This window comes from Acidobacteriota bacterium, from assembly GCA_034211275.1.
GTDB lineage: Bacteria > Acidobacteriota > Thermoanaerobaculia > Multivoradales > JAHZIX01 > JAGQSE01.
The window spans coordinates 25349-41545 of the sequence record JAXHTF010000041.1 but is presented as its reverse complement, the minus strand read 5'-3'; the positions used below and the strand labels follow the sequence as shown (position 1 = coordinate 41545).

Below are 16197 nucleotides of genomic sequence, written 5' to 3'. Positions count from 1 at the left end.
GCCTGGCTCCTGCCCGCTTTGAGTACGATGATGGGCTTGACCCGCGACACCGCTCGCGCGGCGCTCATGAACTTGCGAAAATTCGTCAGACTTTCAACGTAGAGCAAAATGCTTTTGGCCGGCGCTGCTGGCGGCGGCGCTGTTCGCCCTCCACCCGCTGGCTTCCTCCTGCGTCTATCCTGCGGCCTCCGGGCGCGAGACGATGATCCCGGTGGTGTTCTCCCTGGCGGCTCTCTACACTTTCCTGCGGGACGGCCGCGGCTGGACCCTGGCGGCGGTGCTCACCTTCGCCGGCGCCCTGTTCAGCAAGGAGCAGGCGGTGGTTCTGCCGCCGCTCTTCCTGCTGGCGGAGTGGCTGGGTCTGGCGGAGCGGGTCCCCGATCCCGCCGGGCGTCGCCGCCGCTGGCTACGCTGGGCCGGTCTGGCGCTGGTGGTGGTGGGCTACTTCGCCGTCCGCCAGGCCCTCTTCGCCGGCGCCGAGTTCCGCTGGTCGGTGTTCAGCGAGCCCCTGGGGCCGGTGGTTTCCTTCCTCTTCGGCCTGCAATCCGTCTTCGTCCCCTTCGCTGCACTGCACTACGAGCCGCCGCTGGCGGTGTGGTGGTCGCTCTTGCGGCTGGGGTTGGCGCTGACTCTCACGGGGCTCTTGGTGTGGGCAGCATGGCGTTGGGCTCGCCGGCAGGGGGACCTCCCGGAGGGCAGCCCGGGGAGCGATTCGCTGCGCCTGCTGCTCTTCTGCGCCGCCTGGTTCTTCCTCACTCAGCTGCCCACCGCCAACGTGCTGGTGCAGGAAGCAAAGTTTTCCGAGCGCTATGTCTACCTGGGGGCTTTCGGCGTGCTGTCCTTGGCGGCGGCGGTGCTGTCCCGGCGGTGGGAGTCAACATCGGTGCGGCGCTGGACGGTGGTGGTGGGCTTGGTGCTGGTCCTGGCGGCGGCGGCGGTGAGCTTCCACCGGGGGGTGTATTTCCGCGACGACCTGGCCTTCGCCGAGCAGTGGGCGAAGACCAACCCGGCCTCGCCCATCGCCCACATGGGGATGGCCACGGCCCTGCAGCGGCGGGGCCAGCCGCAGCAGGCCCTGGAGTGGTATCAGCGGGCCATCGAGATCGACCCGGAGTACGGTGAGGCCTACTTCAATCTCGGCAACACCCTCGCCGATCTCGGCGGTCCGGAGCCGGCCATCCGGGCCTATCGGGAAGCTTTGAAGCATCGACCGGATCTGGCCCAGGTCTACGTCAATCTGGGCCGGCTGCTGCGCGCCCAGGGTTCGGCGGTGGAAGCTCAGGCGGTCTACCGCCAGGGACTGGAAGAAGGCATCGACACCTACGAGCTGCGCCTGGGGCTGGCCCACAGCCTGGCGGACGCCGGCCGTGGCGACGAGGCGGTGACGACCTATCGTGAGGCGCTGGAGCTGAACCCCGACGGCGCGGCGGCGTATTACGCTCTGGGCACTACCCTGTTGGCCATGGGGCGAACGGCGGAGTCGGTGGAGCCGCTACGCCAGGCGCTGGCCCTGGATCCGGAGTCCGGGGAGGCCCACGTCAACCTGGGAGCTGCCCTGGCCCAGGAGGGCCGGCTGGAGGAAGCGCTGCTGCACTACGCCGAGGGGGTGCGGCTGCGGCCCGAGGACCCGGCGGCGCAGCTCAACTACGGCGTGCTGTTGGCGGCCCTGGATCGACCGGCAGAGGCCTTGAGGCATCTCCAGCGCGGGGTGGAGCTCAACCCGTCGGAGCCGCGGGGGCAATTCCTCTTGGGCCAGACCCTCGAACGGCTGGGGCGCCCGGAGGACGCGCGGACGCGCTACGCTCGGGCGCTGGAGCTGGCGCCGGGGTTGGAGCCGGCACGGGCGGCGCTGGAGCGCCTCGGGACGCGGTGAGACTCTCCGGACGGTGAGAACTTCGGTACTGAGAACGTCGGGATCGCGAGCAGGGCGGGGAATCTGATGATGACGAAGCGGGAGCAAGCGCATGACTGATCCATCTGAAACTGGCGATACCGAGCTGCAGCCTGAAGCCGCGGAGGCTCCGCAGGCCGAATCCGGATCCGCTCCAGCGGCGTCCTCCGGGGCGAGCTCCTCGACCCGCTGGATGCATCTGCTGGCGGTGGCGCTGGCGGTGATCGCCGTCTATGCCGGCTCGCTCTCCGGGCCGTTCATCTTCGACGACGAGCACGCGTTGGTGGAGAACACCTCCATCCGTTCCCTGTGGCCGCCCTGGGCGCCGCTGGCAACTCCCGCCGATACTCCCCTCGCCGGCCGCCCGGTGGCGAGTCTCAGCTTCGCGGTCAATTTCGCCCTGGGCGGTCTGTCGGTCACCGGCTACCACGTCTTCAACGTCCTGCTCCATCTGCTGGCGGTGTTGACCTTGTTGGGGCTGGTGCGTCGTACCCTCGAGCTCGATGGGCTCCGAGACCGTTTTGGCGCCGCCGCGCCCTGGCTCGCCGGGGCCAGCGCGCTGCTGTGGGGAGTTCACCCGCTGGTCACCGAGAGCGTCACGTACGTCGTCCAGCGCACCGAGCTCCTGATGGGACTCTTCTACCTCCTCACCCTCTACTTCTTTGTGCGGGCCGTGAGCGCAACGGAGCATCGCGGCCGTTGGTTTGCCGCTTCGGTGGCGGCCTGCGCCCTCGGTATGGGGAGCAAAGAGGTGATGGTCTCGGCGCCGCTGGCGGTGCTGCTCTTCGATCGCCTTTTCGTCTCCGGCTCTTTCGCCGGGGCGCTGAGGGAGCGCGCCGGCTACTACGGCGGCCTTGCCGCCACCTGGTTGGTGCTGGTGGTGGCGGTGCTCACCGGCGGCGGCCGTGGCACGTCCGTTGGTTTCGGAGCCTCCGGTATCGGCCCCTTCGACTATCTGCTCACCCAGGCCGGGGTCCTCGTTCACTACCTGCGGCTGGCGTTTTGGCCCTCGCCGCTGGTGCTCGACTATGACGACTGGCCCATCGCCGAGAGCTTTTTGTCGGTGGCGCCGCAGCTGCTGCTGGTGACGGCGCTGGTCGCGTTGGTCGTCTGGGGCATCGTTCGTGGTCGCGGATGGGCATTCCTCGGCGCCTGCTTCTTCCTGATCCTGGCCCCCACTTCCAGCGTCCTGGTCATCGCCACCGAGGTGGCAGCGGAGCGGCGGATGTACCTGCCCCTGGCGGCGCTGGTGGTGCTGGTGGTGGTGGGTGGCTACGGCTTGCTGACCCGGCGCTTCGGCTGGCATCAGGGAGAGCGGGGGCTGCCGCCGCGGACGGCGGCGACGGTGTTGGGCGTCGTCCTGGCCGCGGTCGCCGGCGTCTTCGCCTTCGCCGCCGTGGAGCGCAACGCTGACTACCGCACCGCCCTCTCCATCCTCGGCGACACGGTGGAGAAGCGCCCCGGCAACGCCCGCGCCCTCAACAACTACGGTGCGGCGCTGCTGGCGGCGGATCGGACCAACGAGGCCATCGGCTACTTCTCCAGCGCGTTGGAGATCTCTCCCAACGACTCCGTCTACACCAACCTGGGCATCGCTTTGGCCCAGCGCGGACAGCTGGATCTGGCGGTGGAGCAATATGAGAAGTCGCTGGAGATCGAGCCCGACAACGCCAAGACCCTGGTCAACTACGGCAACGCCCTGCTCCAGACCGGCCGCTTCGAGGAAGCCGCGGAACGTTTCGAGCGGTCGCTGGAGCTCGCGCCGGAACGGGCGGAGGCTCACAACGGCCTGGCGGTGGCCCGCTGGCAGCTAGGACAGCGGGAGGAAGGCTTGGCCGCCTTCCAGCGCGCCCTGGAGCTGCGTCCCGACTACCGCGACGCCCACTTCAACCTCGGCATGGCCTACCTGCAAGCAGAGCAGTTGGAAGAGGCCGAGTCGCACCTGAAGTCGGCGGTGCGGCTGGATCCCGACTATGCCCGGGCTCAGGCCCAACTAGGGGTGGTGCTGGCCCGCCAGGGACGATCCGCGGAGGCGGTACCGGTGTTCCGGGAGGTGGTGCGCCTGCGCCCCGACGATCCGGAAGCCCACATCAACCTGGCCAAGGCGCTGGCGGGGTCGGAGCAGCTGGCGGAGGCGCTGCGCTACTATGAGCAAGCGCTGGAGCTGCGCCCCGAATCCCCGTCCCTGGCTACCAGCCTGGCGTGGATCTATGCGACCCATCCGGACGCCGAGATTCGCAACGGCGCCAAGGCGGTGAAGCTCGCGGAATCGGCCCGGGACGCCACCGGCAGCCGGGATCCCATCGCCCTCGACACCCTCGCCGCCGCCTACGGCGAGGTCGGCCGTTTCGAGGACGCGGTGGCCGCCGCAACCCAGGCCGCGGACTTGGCCCAGGCCGGCGGCCGCCCGGATCTCGCCGCCGCCATCGAGGCCCACCGCACCGAGCTCCAGGCCGGCCGGCCCCTGAGGGACGGCTAGGAGGCATCCACCATGAGCGACCAACCTCCAGCCCTCGACCGCATCGTCGCCGACCCCAAGGCCTGCGACGGCCGCCCCCACATCCGCGGCTCGGAGGTCACCGTCAACCAGGTGATGCAGGTCCTCGCCGCCCGCCAGAGCATCCCCGCGGTGCTCGAAGCCTTCCCCGATCTCGAGCCCGAAGACGTCGAGCAGGCCATCCGCTACGCCGCCGGCCGGGCGGCGGAGCTCTTTGGGGAGTGAGTTTTGAGAGCTCGAAACGGGCGCAAATCGGCAGTCTGAGCGGCGAGAAGCCCATTCCTGCTAGGATAGGGCCGGCTTGACGGGTCCCGACCCTTTCGGAGACACTCACGGAATTGATGTGAGGCTTAAGAGCCCGTCGCGAAAGTCCGGCACGACGCGATTTTCTCCACGCGCTCTCGATCAAGCCCAGTCCCGCAGACCTATCTTCTCGACCCACGGAGAGACGGAGTTTCCAATGTTCAAGAACCATCTGACCCTACGCAACCTGACCCTCGGCCTTCTGGTGGCCTGTTTGGCCCTCGGTGGCCTGACCACCCTCGCCGAGACCGACAACTCGGACGCGCGCAAGGCCAAGATCCTGGCCAACCTCAAGCTTCAGTTCCCCCAGCTGGATGCCATGAACGCCACCATGGGCGATCTCAAGGCCAGCGGGTACGAGGGACTGGACGAAGGTAGCTTCACCCTCACCGGCCAGCGCGGCCCTCAGACCCAGACCTTCCTGGTCTCCAGCGACGACACCAAGCTCTACCTGGTCAACGGCCAGCCCCTGGACGTCAGCCGTTCCTCCGAGGAGATCGAGGCGGAGATGGCGGAGCGTGCTGCCGAAGAGATGCGCAAGGCTGAAGACACCGCCAAGCGCCTCGAAGAAGCCGTCGCCGGCCGGCCCATGCTGGGCAACCCGGACGCTGCGGTGACCATCGTCGAGTTCTCCGACTTCCAGTGCCCCTTCTGCGCCCGCGGCGCCAACACCGTCGAAGAGATCCTGGAGAAGTACGGTGACGACGTGAAGGTCGCCTTCATGCACTTCCCCCTGGGCTTCCACCCCTGGGCCAAGCCCGCCGCCATCGCCGCCCACTGCGCCGGCGAGCTCGAGGACGAGGCCTTCTGGACCCTCCACGACGGCTACTTCGCTGACCAGAAGCAGATCACCCCGGAGAACGTCCTCGACAAGAGCCGTGAGCTCCTGGCCGACAGCGGCATCGACATGGACGTGTGGTCCGAGTGCGCCACCAACGAGGAGTCGGACGCCTACAAGGCCGCCGCCGCGGTGGTCGACGCCGACATGGCCCTCGGTGGCGAGGTTGGCGTTTCCGGTACCCCCGGCTTCTTCGTCAACGGCCAGCTGATCAGCGGCGCCCAGCCCCTCTCTGCCTTCGAGCCCCTCATCGAGGCGGCCAAGAAGGGCAGCATGGAAGGCGACAGCATGGAGGCCGAGAGCGAGTAAGCTTTCGAGCTACCAGCTCAGCCAGGTTGCGGCTCTCTGAGCCGTGCCCCACTAACGCCCCCGCTCTTCTTGCTCGGAGATTCCGGGTTGAGAGGCGGGGGCTTGGTGTATCTGGGCTTGTTGCAGGCCCTCGCTCTTTCTCTTCCGACAAGTGGGAGGTTGCAAAGCCTCACGGCCTTGATGAAGATGGAGTAGGATGGAAGTAGGATGAAAAGCAAGACTTCTATAACCCTCACTGAGGGAGTGCTGAGAGAGGTGGACCTGCTGGCGGCTCAAGGGTCGAACCGCTCTCGGATCATCGAACAAGCGGTAGTGGAGTATCTGGAACGCCGCAAGCGGGCGGACCGTGAACGGCGAGATCTGGAAATCCTCAATCGTCATGCACAGGAGCTGAACGACGAGATGGAAGACATCCTTTCGTTCCAGGCTGACGTGTGAGGCGAGGGGATCTTTTTCGGGTTCGTCGCCCTGGTGGTGGTGACCCCAAGAAATCTCGTTGCTTCGTAGTGGTGAGTCGGCAGACCCTCATCGACTCCAACTTTTCCACCGTAGTCTGTGCTCCGGTCTATAGCCGCTACGATGGCCTCGTGACCCAGGTGGAAGTGGGGCCTAGAGAAGGACTGAAGCACGAGTCCAGCATCCATTGCGATGCTCTGGTGAGCCTGCCCAAGACCGTGCTCACCGACTTCCTTGGCAGCCTTTCCCGATTCCAACGAGTGGCCCTTGACCGAGCCCTCAGGATCGCCCTTGCGGTCGAAGATCCGGTCTGAGGTTCCCTACCCCGGATACCCCAACACCACCTCTCCCAGCCAGGTATTGAGCTCCTGGGCCACGAACCTGTGGCCGGCGGGGGAGTAGTGGTGCCAGATCTCGTCGAGGTAGAAGCTGCGGGCGGTGGGGCCTTGGGCGGCGAAGGCGGGGCGGAGGTCGAGGAAGGGGATGCGGCGGGCGGTGGTGAAGCGGGAGAGGATGTCCGAGACCTGGCCGTAGGCCTCTACCGCCGAGGCTTCGGTGAGCTCGCGCATCTCCGGCAGGAGCACGATGGCGAAGGCGCGGCCCTGACGGCGGGAATCTTGTTCCAGATCCCGCAGCATGGCGAGGGTCACCGCCATCAGCTCGTCCGCCTCCTGCGGCTCCGGGCCGGACGGGGGATCGGGGAGGATGACTCCGAAGGTGCGGGCCAGGGAGCTCTCCTGGAGCAGGAAGCGCAGCAGCAGGCTGCCCTCGACGATGGGGGCGCCGGTGGCGATCTTTTCCGGCACCGGCTGGCCCTCCACGACCACCTCTTCGCCATCGAGGCGGAAGACCGGCTTGCCGTAGCCGTTGGCGGTGCGGTTGCCGGCCATGCGCCAGATGTCGTCGGCGATGATCGCCACCAGCAGGAGGTCCGCATCCAGGGCGTCGCCGCGGCGCTGGTACCAGAGGTAGTCCTGGCCCACGGAGTAGCCCCCCTGCCCCATATTCACCGCCTGCACCCGGGGGTTGAGGCGTTCCAGCACCGCCGCGTAGGTGTCGTCGTCGCCGACGCCGTAGCCGAGGGTGAAGGAATCCCCCAGACACACCACCCGGTAGCGCCCCGGCGGCTTGCCGGTCAGATAGAGCTCGTCGCCGCGGAAGCCTTCGTCGTTGATGGTGATGGGGGCGCCGGGGCCGTAGAAGTCTTCGATGCGCTTGCCGGGGATGTGCACCCAGCCGAGCTCCGGGTCGTAGCGCGAGTGGGATTCTTCTTTGAACTCCGCCGCCGTGGGCTGCTCGGCGCGGAATCGCCGGTAGTCGGGGATCAGCCACAGCAGGCTCAGCAGGCCTTCCAGGAGCACCAGCGCGAGGAAGGCGGCGACGGTGGCGAAGAGGAGCTTCTTGCCGCGGGTCATGAGGTGGCCTCGGCGGTTGTGGAGGACGGAGTGGCGGAGTCGCCCCGGTTGCGACTCCGGCGGGCGGCGGCGGCCAGCAGGTAGATGGCCAGGGCCACCAGCAGCAGGGCCCGGAAGCCCACCACCATGGAGACGAATTCCAGCAGCCCGCCCACCACTGCCCCCACCAGGTTCCAGCCAAAGGCGCGGCCGGCGTGATCCCGGCCCTCGAAGAGCAGGGCGAAGCACACCGCGGCGAAGAAGATGGGGGCCCCCACCACCAGCACCGAGCCCATCACCCGACCGGCTCCGCTGAGGGCGAGAAGGGCATCCACCGGCACGGCAAAGGCCAGAACGAGAGTCACCACCAGGCCCGCGATGCCGACTTTCCAGGGCAGGGGGCGGAGCTGGGTCAGGACCGTGGCCAAGAGGATCATCAGCAGGATCGAGCCGAAGACCACCGCGCTGGTCAGCCAGGTGGCACCCCATAGGAGGTTGAGGGCGGTGACGGAGCGGGTTTGGAGCAGCATGAAGCCGACACCGAAGAGGAACATCTCCCAGTCGACGCCCCCGCGTCGCAGCAGAGAGTGGCGCATCTCCGGCGAGGCGGCGGCCACGGCGGCGAAGGAGACCAGCAAGAGCAGCCCCATGAGGCTGAGGTAGAAGCCGCCGATGGAGCGCTCCCGCAGATAGAGGAAGGGCCAGTCGTCGGTGGGCACCTCGAGGTGCGGCAGGGTCTCGCTACGGAAGGTCTCCGCCAGCTCCTGCCGCGGCTCCTGGCCGTAGTCGGCGAAGGCCGGGCCGGACATGAGCAGCGTGTTGAAGAGGCCGAAGTGGCGCTCCACCCGGAACGGGTATTGATCGAAGGTCAGCAGGTGGAGAGCGGTAAGGCGGTCGAGGATGTAGTCCTCGGAGACCATGAAATACATCACCAACCCGCCGTCCTCGGAGAGCAGCGCCCGGGCCGCCTCCAGACATTCGCGGGTGTAGACGAAATTGTCCAGCCGCACGTTGGACAGCGCCGACAGCCGGGTCATGGAGTCGAGGGTGCCGAAGACGATGAGGTCGTAGGGCTCGTCCGGGGAGGCCTTGTCCAGGAACGAACGGGCGTCGGTGTTGTAGACCGTCACCCGCGGCGAGCCGTAGGGGTCGTCGGGGTGCTCGCGGCGGCCGAGCTCGAGGATCGCCGGGTCGATCTCCACCGCGTCGACGTGCTCCGCACCCTCGTCCAGCAGCACCGAGACGTCGTTGCCGGTGCCGGCGCCGAGGACCAGGGCACGCCGCGGCGGGCGGTCGAGGAGCCGGAAGGGCAGGTGGTAGCCCTCCCGGGTGAGGCCGTGGCGCTCGCTGAGCACCGGGTCGGAGCGCTGCAGGCCGATGCCGTATTGGTGCAGCGAGCCGTTGGTCAGGACCCGCACGCCGTGGAGGTCGCCGCCGACCTCGCTGCGGATGGCGTAGTAGGGGCTGTAGACCTCGTTGCGCTCCGCCAACGCGATGCTGGCGATGACCGCCAGCGCTACCGCTGCATAGAGAACTGTGGCCCATCCTCGGCGGCGGAGGAAAAAGAGGGTTCCCACCACCAGGAAGGTGCCGAACCAGACCGCCGGGAAGGTGCCCAGGAAGCCGGCGGCGGTGAAGGCCAGCACTCCCAGCAGCGAGCCGGCGATATCCCAGCTATAACCCCACAAGGCGCTGGAGCGGCGGCGGAAGGCCTGTAGCCGCTCGCCCACGACCTGGCCCAGGGGGATGAAGGTGAAGGCGCTGAGGATGAACGCGGCGAGGATCGGCAGCCGCACCCCGGAGACCACCGGCGCGTCCTCCGGCAGGTCGTAGTAGAGCAGCCACAGATGCTCAGCGCCGGAGCTTTCGGTGAACACCACCTGCCCCAGAGCCAGCGCTGCCGCCACCAGCACCACCAGGGAGACGGGCCACAGGACGAGGAGCGAGCGCTTGCCGGTGCGCAAGCTCCCCAGGCCGAGACCGAGAAAAGCGCTGAGCAGGATCAGGTTGGGGAAATAGGCCAGAACCCGCACCTGGCTGGGTAGCCAGCGGATCAGGGCCAGCTCCTGGAACAGGACCACGAAAGAGGCGAAGAGCAGCTCCAGAGCCAATCGCCGCAAGGAGGGCTGGTCCGGCGATGGGGCTTCGCCGGAATGGGGCGCGGGAGCGAGGGTGTCCGGATGAGAAGTTGAATCCTGGCTCATGAGCACTGTACGGGCCGGAGGCGCGGTGGTTCCATTCCGCGAGCCCCGGGCTCCGATCCGCCGGGGAGTCTAGCAGCCATGTTCTTTGAATCGATTCTATGGCCCCGATCCTCCGCGGATTCGAGGTCGGTGGTACTCTTGAGCCGCGATCCCTCTGGCAATTTCTTGCGACGACGATGCCTGCGAACCCCGAGCCTCACCCCCAGCGTTCACTGCCGAGCTTCCCTCGTCGGAGCTGGCTCCGGCGCCGCGCCCATTTAGGATTCGGTGCTGCCGGGTTCGGGGTTGTCGGCATCGCTCTCGCTGCACTGGCTGCCCTCCTGCTCTTGGGGCCTACGGGCTGCAATCGGGCAGGCACCGCCCTCCGCGGGGCTCCCATCATCCTCATTTCCGTCGACACCCTGCGGGCGGATCGCCTACCCGCTTACGGATACGAGGGGGTCGAAACCCCCCATTTGGATGCTCTCGCTGCCGAGAGCCTGCTCTTCGAGAACGCTTACAGCCCGTGCCCGCTGACCTTGCCGTCCCACGCTTCGTTGCTCAGTGGTGTGATCCCGCCCCGCCACGGGGTGCGGGACAATCTGGGCTACCGCTTCGACGCCGACCGTCATCCGACCCTGCCGCAGCTGATCAAACAGGCCGGCTATACCACCGGTGCGGCGGTCTCCGCCTATGTGCTGCGCGGTGATACCGGTTTGGGACAGGCTTTCGACCACTACGACGATGCCATCGCCGTGCGCTCGGACCGGCCTTTGGATCGCCTAGAACGCCGCGGTCCTGCGACCGTGGAGGCGGCGGAGGAGTGGATTCGTGAGCGCGAGGACGAGCCCTTCTTCTACTTCCTCCATCTCTTCGAGCCCCACGACCCCTACGAGCCCCCGGAGCCCTACCGTAGCCGGTACCAGGACCCTTACGACGGCGAGATCGCCTGGACCGACGAGATCCTCGGCGGTTTCTTCGACTTCCTGCGGGAACAGGATCTCTACGACCGGTCGATGATCGTCTTCGTCTCCGACCACGGCGAGGGGCTGGGGGACCATGGGGAAGCTCGCCACGGGCTGCTCCTCTACCGCGAGGCGATCCACGTGCCGTTGATCGTCAAGCTGCCCAAGGGACGCCGCGGCGGCGTGCGGATCCAGCGCCCTGCCCAGCTGCTGGACATCATGCCGACGGTGTTGGAGATGCTCAAGATCGTGCCGCCGGGACAGTTGGAAGGCACCTCGCTGCTCGAGCTGGCGGGACCCGGCGGCGCCGAGCTGGACCAGCGGCGGGTGTTCAGCGAGACCCTCTACGGGCGCATCCACTACGGCTGGGCGGAGCTGCGCTCGCTCATTGGCTCGCGCTTCCACTACATCGAATCCCCCAACCCGGAGCTCTTCGACATCGTCGAGGATCCGGAAGAGACCCGCAACGTTTTGGAGGATGAGCGCCGCGCCTTCTTCGAGCTGCGGCGGGAGCTGGAGAAGCTCCCCTCGGGCTTCGAGGCGCCGGCGCCGGCGGATCCGGAGGAAGCGGCCCAGCTGATGGCCTTGGGTTATCTGGCCGCTGCGGCGCCGGAGACCGACGGGCCGCGGCCGGATCCGAAGGAGAATCTGCACATCGTCGACGCGGTACAGCGGGCGGTGGATCTGCGGGCGGAGGGAGACTTCGAGCAAGCGGTGGCGGAGCTGGAGAAGCTCCTGGCCAGCAACCCGGAGGTGCAGGACGCTCACCTGCTGCTGGCGCCGGCGCTCCGCGCCCTGGGGCGTTACGACGACGCCCTGGCGGCGAGCCGGCGAGCGCTGGCGGTGCTGCCCACCCTTGAGCCGCTGATCTCTTTGGAGATGGCGGAGATCTACCTCGCCCAGGGCCAGCCCCAGCAGGCGGCGGCCCAGGCGGCTCTGGGGGAGAGCGCTGACGCCGCCCGCAGCCACGAGCTACGCGCCCGGGCGGCTTTGGCCCAGGGAGATCTGGCCAACGCGTTGGTGGAAGCCCGCCGAGCCCTGGGGGCCTCGCAGCCGCCGCGGCTTCCCAGCCTCTTGCTCACCGCGGAGATCTATCTGCTGCGGGAGGATTTCCCCTCCGCCCTCGGCTTGCTGGACCGCGCCCGGCAGCGCATCGCCCAGGGGGAGAGCCCGCCGATTCCCAACCTCCAGGCCAAGCGCGGCGACGCTCTAGCGCGGCTCCAGCGCTACGACGAGGCCGAAGCCGCCTTCGAGGACGAGATCCGCCTCTTCCCGCGCAACCCCCAGCCCTATGCGCAGCTAGCCCTCCTCTACGCCGCCACCCGCCGCTTCGAGCGCATCGAGCCGCTGATGGAACGCATGGTGGAAGCCCGCCCGGACCCGGCGACCTACCGCCTCGCCGCCGACACGCTGGAACGCTTGGGGAACGCCGAAGGGGCGGACAAGTGGCGCCAGCGGGCGGAGGCCGAGGGCGGCCGCTGACTCGCTCCAGCGTGCGAGCAGGAAGGATTGGGGTCTCGGCACCTCCGCCCGGGGATCCAATCCCCGGGCTACTCAGGTCCCGCCAGCTCCGCTGGCTCCGGAGGGAGGATGTGGTGAAGCAGGTTCTGCGAGCCGGATTTTCCTGGTTCCCTGGTTCCCATGCTCTAGCGTGGGAACCAACTACGCTGAGTTACGCGTTGATGCCGAGGCCCCGCTCCAGCGGGGCGCGCTGGTGTTCGTCGTGAGATCTCCCTGACGAGCCTGACTCCTCCCCCGCCCCCGACGCTGGAGCGTCTCCCCTGGGTTCCCACGGTGGACCGTGGGAACGAGGAGAAGGTGGGCTGGCGCCCACCATTTCGATGGAAAACCGACTCAGGGCCCCGCCGCCTGAATCTCCCGGCCCAGCTGCTCCGCCATTCCGGGAGCCAGCTGGGTGAGGGCCTGGTATTGCTCGATGGCGCCGTTGCGGTCGCCGGTGCTGAGCAGGCCCAGGCCGAGGAAGAAGCGGGCCTGAGGTAGGCCCGGGGCGAGGCGCACCGCCCGGCGCAGCAGGGTGACGGCGTCGCCTACCTGGCCCAGATCCGCCAGCACGGTGGCGTAGTTGGTCAAGGTCTGGGGATTGTCGGGATCGAGCTCCACCGACCGCCGGAAGGCCGCCGCCGCCTCGTCCAGGCGGCCCTGGGCGGCGAGCACCTGGGCGCGGTTGGCGTGGGCGCTGGCGTAGTCCGGGTCGAGCTCCAGAGCCCGCCGGTATTGCTCCAGCGCCGCGGCTAGATTGCCGCTTTGGGCCAGAGTGCTGCCCAGATTGTTGTGGGCCTGGGCGCCGCCGCCCTCTTCGACAGCCCTACGCAGCACCGCCGTCGCTTCGTCGAGCTGCCCCGCCGCAGCCAGGGCTTCCCCCAGATTGATGGCGACCTGAGTGCGCCGGGGCTCCAGCTCCAGGGCTCGGCGGTAGCTTGCCGCCGCCTTCTCCGGCTGACCGCGGCGCAGCTGGGCGAGGCCCAGATTGTTGTGGGCTTCGCTGTACGCCGGCCGGGTTGCCACCGCCGCTTCGAGGAGCGGCACCGCCTTCTCCGGCTGGCCGCGTTCGGTGTAGGCGGCGCCGAGATTGTTCTGCAGCAGGTAATTGTCCTCGGTCACCGCGATGGAGCGCTCGAAGAGAGTGAAGGTGTTCTCCCAATAGGCCGCCTGGAGGAAGGTCAGCCACCCCAGCACCGCCAGCACGATGGCGCACCCGGCCAGCACCGCCGGGCGCAGCGGCGGCCTGCGAGCCGCCAGCTCCGTCAGAGCGCCGGCCAGCAGGATCCCCAGACCGATGGACGGCACGTAGGTGTAGCGGTCGGCGATGGCCTGGCCGCCCACCTGCACCAGTCCGACCACCGGCACCAGGGTGCCCAGGAACCACAGCCAGCCCAGGGCCAGCCACGGCCGCTGCCGGCGCCACAACCAGGCGCCGGCGGTGACCGCCGCCAGCAGTACCAGAGCCAGTAGCGCCTGCCACACCGGCGGCACTTCGTGGAGGGGGTAGTAGAGGGAGAGATCCTGAGGCCAGAAAAGCTTGCCCAGGTAGCGCAAATACCCCACGGCGGCGTTGGAAAGGCGGCCCCAAAGTCCCAGGGCTTCGAAGCTCTCCACCGCTCCGCCGGCCCGTTGCGCTGCCAGGGTGATGGCGGAGGAGGCGGCGGTGAGGGCGAAGAGGGGGAGCTTTTCCAACACCAGACCCCAGAGGGATTTGTTTTCCAGCGCCTCCTTGGACGCCGGACCGGGAAGCACCGCTTCGCCTGCCGTCTCGAAGCCCCGCAGCCGCCGTAGCGGCCAAGCGTCGAGGAGGAGCAACACGAAGGGCAGGGTGACCAGCATGGGTTTGGCCATCAGCCCCAGGGCGAAGGCTGCGAGCAAGGCCCCATAGCGCCCCGCCGAGGGCCGCTCCACCCAGCGCAAATAGGCGAGGAGGGTGAGCAGCCAAAAGGCGGTGCTCAGCACATCCTTGCGCTCCGACACCCAGGCCACGGACTCCACGTGGGTGGGGTGGAGGGCGAAGAGAGCGGCGATGAGGAACGCTGCCCAGCGATGACCGAAGAGCCGTAGGAAGACCCAGAAGAGGAGCAAGGTGTTGAGGGCGTGGAGCAGGACGCTGACCCCGTGGTGGGCGCCGGCGTCTAAGCCGAAGAGCTCGACGTCGAGCATGTGACTGAGCCAGGTCAGGGGATGCCAGTTGGCAGCCTCGAAGCTGGTGAAGGCCCAGGCGACGCCCTCACCGCTCAGGCCCTGGCGCACCATGGCGTTGGCGGTGACGTATTGGTCGTCATCGAGCTTGATGAAGTCGTGATCGAGGGTTTGGAGGTAGGGCACTGCTGCGGCCAGGAGCAGGACCAGGATCAACGCCCAGACGGGCGCCCTGGAGGCGCTACCGGGGGAAGGGCTGGTCGAAACGGCAGCTCTGGCGGCACCGCGGCGGTCGGCGGAATTCTTCTTGGCTCGTCCCATGGGGGCTGATTGTACGCGCTAGTCCGAACGGTGGCGCAGACGCAGGGGCATTTCGGTGACCTGTCGCAGCTCCTCCCTCATCGCTGGTTCTTCGCCGTCGGCCTCCGCCGCTCGCGCGTACCAGGCGGCCAGGGGCGAGGCGCTGACGCCGTGGGCGACCACGCTCAGCAGCACCGTCAGCATCACCACCGTCACCACCTCGCCGTGGTTGTTCTGGCCCATTCCTTCGAGCACCAAGAGGGCGAAGAGGATGGAGGCGATACCCCGCGGCCCGAACCACCCTAGGAAACCCACCGTCGCCGGCTTGAGGCCTTTGCCCAGAAGCGCCAGGGCGACCGGCACCATGCGGATGACGGTCAGGCTGAGGATGGCGTAGAGCACCGCCCGCCAGCTCAGGTCGCGCAGCGCTTCGGGCACCATCAGGGCTCCGAAGGCGGAGAAGATGAGCAGCGAGAGGAGCTGCCCCTCGGCCTCCGCGAACTCCTCCACCTCGTGGCCCGAGTGGGAGACATTGCCCAGGGTCAGGCCGGCGCAAAAGGCGGCGATGAAACCGTTGCCCCCCAGCAGCCCGGCGACGGAGAAGGCGAGGAGGGCCAGGGCCAGGGCGGAGAGATCCTGGAAGACCTTGCTCATCCAGCCCCGGCGGCGGGCCAGGTCCAGAACTTTGCCGCCGCCGTAGCCGCAGGCCACTCCCACCAGCGGCCCCACGGTGAGCTGGAGGGTGATGAAACGTACCCAATAGCTCACCGTATGAACTTCGTTGGTGGCGCAGGCGATGGAGAAGAAGATCAAAACCACCGGCAGGGCGATGCCGTCGTTGAGACCGCTCTCCACGTTGAGCGTCTGGCGAATTCTCACCGGCACCCTGGGACTGCTCACCACCGCCTGGCCGAGAGCGGCGTCGGTGGGGGCCAGCACCGCCGCCAGCAGGGCCGCTTCCCAGATGCTCCAGTCGGGGAAGAGCAGCGTTGCCACCGCGGCGCCGGCGACCAGCGTCAGGGGCATGCCCACCGCCAGCAGCCGGGTCGGCAGATCGTGCTCCCGGCGTAGCAGGCTCAGATCGATGCGCACCGCATCGGTAAACAGAATCACCACCAGGGTCAGCTCTGCCAGCAGGTGCAGCATCTCGTGGCCTTCGCTGATGGGCCCCAGGCCGAGTCCCACGTCGCTGATCAGCAGTCCCAGAGCGACGAAGGCGATGGGTGGGGTCAGGATGCCGCGCTGAAAGCGCTGCGAGAAGATCCCGAAGGCCAGGACCCCGAGGGCCAGGATCGAAAAGGTGAGATTGTTCATGACGGCTTATCCTAACGGCCAGGCCAGACCTGTCGACGCCGTGGCGGAGAGGGGGCCTGGAGATCCGCTCCCGGGACCCCCTGTGCTAGCATCCTCGGC

At 68.1% G+C, this 16197-nt stretch carries 11 protein-coding genes; 7 read left to right on the top strand and 4 right to left on the bottom strand.

Annotation, left to right across the window (positions count from 1 at the left end; all coding sequences use genetic code 11):
* Positions 1-202 precede the first annotated feature (202 nt).
* The 6 genes from SX243_09255 to SX243_09230 all read left to right on the top strand — a co-directional run bounded on the left by SX243_09255 (position 203) and on the right by SX243_09230 (position 6608).
* Positions 203-1873: a tetratricopeptide repeat protein gene (locus SX243_09255; protein ID MDY7093144.1), complete on the top strand. Its 1671-nt coding sequence runs from the start codon at positions 203-205 to the stop codon at positions 1871-1873.
* Positions 1874-1964: 91 nt separating this feature from the next.
* On the top strand, positions 1965-4370 hold the full coding sequence (locus SX243_09250; protein ID MDY7093143.1) for a tetratricopeptide repeat protein: 2406 nt from the start codon (positions 1965-1967) through the stop codon (positions 4368-4370).
* A gap of 12 nt (positions 4371-4382) precedes the next feature.
* Positions 4383-4613, top strand: coding sequence for a DUF433 domain-containing protein (locus SX243_09245; GenBank protein ID MDY7093142.1), 231 nt, complete (start codon positions 4383-4385; stop codon positions 4611-4613).
* Between the two features lie 235 nt (positions 4614-4848).
* Positions 4849-5838 carry a DsbA family protein gene (locus tag SX243_09240; protein ID MDY7093141.1) on the top strand — a complete coding sequence of 330 codons (990 nt, stop codon included), beginning with the start codon at positions 4849-4851 and terminating at the stop codon, positions 5836-5838.
* 207 nt (positions 5839-6045) lie between these two features.
* Positions 6046-6276, top strand: a complete 231-nt coding sequence (locus tag SX243_09235) for a ribbon-helix-helix protein, CopG family (GenBank protein MDY7093140.1) — start codon at positions 6046-6048, stop codon at positions 6274-6276.
* On the top strand, positions 6273-6608 hold the full coding sequence (locus SX243_09230) for a type II toxin-antitoxin system PemK/MazF family toxin (protein MDY7093139.1): 336 nt from the start codon (positions 6273-6275) through the stop codon (positions 6606-6608). Before SX243_09235 ends, SX243_09230 begins: the two co-directional genes overlap by 4 nt.
* 6 nt (positions 6609-6614) lie before the next feature.
* Here the strand turns inward: SX243_09230 and SX243_09225 are convergent, their stop codons facing one another.
* Both SX243_09225 and SX243_09220 read right to left on the bottom strand, forming a co-directional pair.
* Positions 6615-7709, bottom strand: coding sequence for an SGNH/GDSL hydrolase family protein (locus tag SX243_09225; GenBank protein ID MDY7093138.1), 1095 nt, complete (start codon positions 7707-7709; stop codon positions 6615-6617).
* The gene (locus SX243_09220; GenBank protein MDY7093137.1) at positions 7706-9892 is read right to left on the bottom strand and encodes a hypothetical protein; all 2187 of its coding nucleotides are present in this window, start codon (positions 9890-9892) and stop codon (positions 7706-7708) included. Before SX243_09220 ends, SX243_09225 begins: the two co-directional genes overlap by 4 nt.
* A gap of 176 nt (positions 9893-10068) precedes the next feature.
* On the opposite strand from SX243_09220, the gene SX243_09215 reads away from it, so the two are divergent.
* Positions 10069-12318 carry a sulfatase-like hydrolase/transferase gene (locus SX243_09215; GenBank protein MDY7093136.1) on the top strand — a complete coding sequence of 750 codons (2250 nt, stop codon included), beginning with the start codon at positions 10069-10071 and terminating at the stop codon, positions 12316-12318.
* A 372-nt stretch (positions 12319-12690) separates the two neighbouring features.
* Here the strand turns inward: SX243_09215 and SX243_09210 are convergent, their stop codons facing one another.
* Positions 12691-14805: a tetratricopeptide repeat protein gene (locus tag SX243_09210; protein ID MDY7093135.1), complete on the bottom strand. Its 2115-nt coding sequence runs from the start codon at positions 14803-14805 to the stop codon at positions 12691-12693.
* 18 nt (positions 14806-14823) lie between these two features.
* Positions 14824-16098 (bottom strand): cation:proton antiporter, encoded by a 1275-nt coding sequence (locus SX243_09205; protein MDY7093134.1) that lies wholly within the window; start codon positions 16096-16098, stop codon positions 14824-14826.
* Positions 16099-16197: the final 99 nt, after the last annotated feature.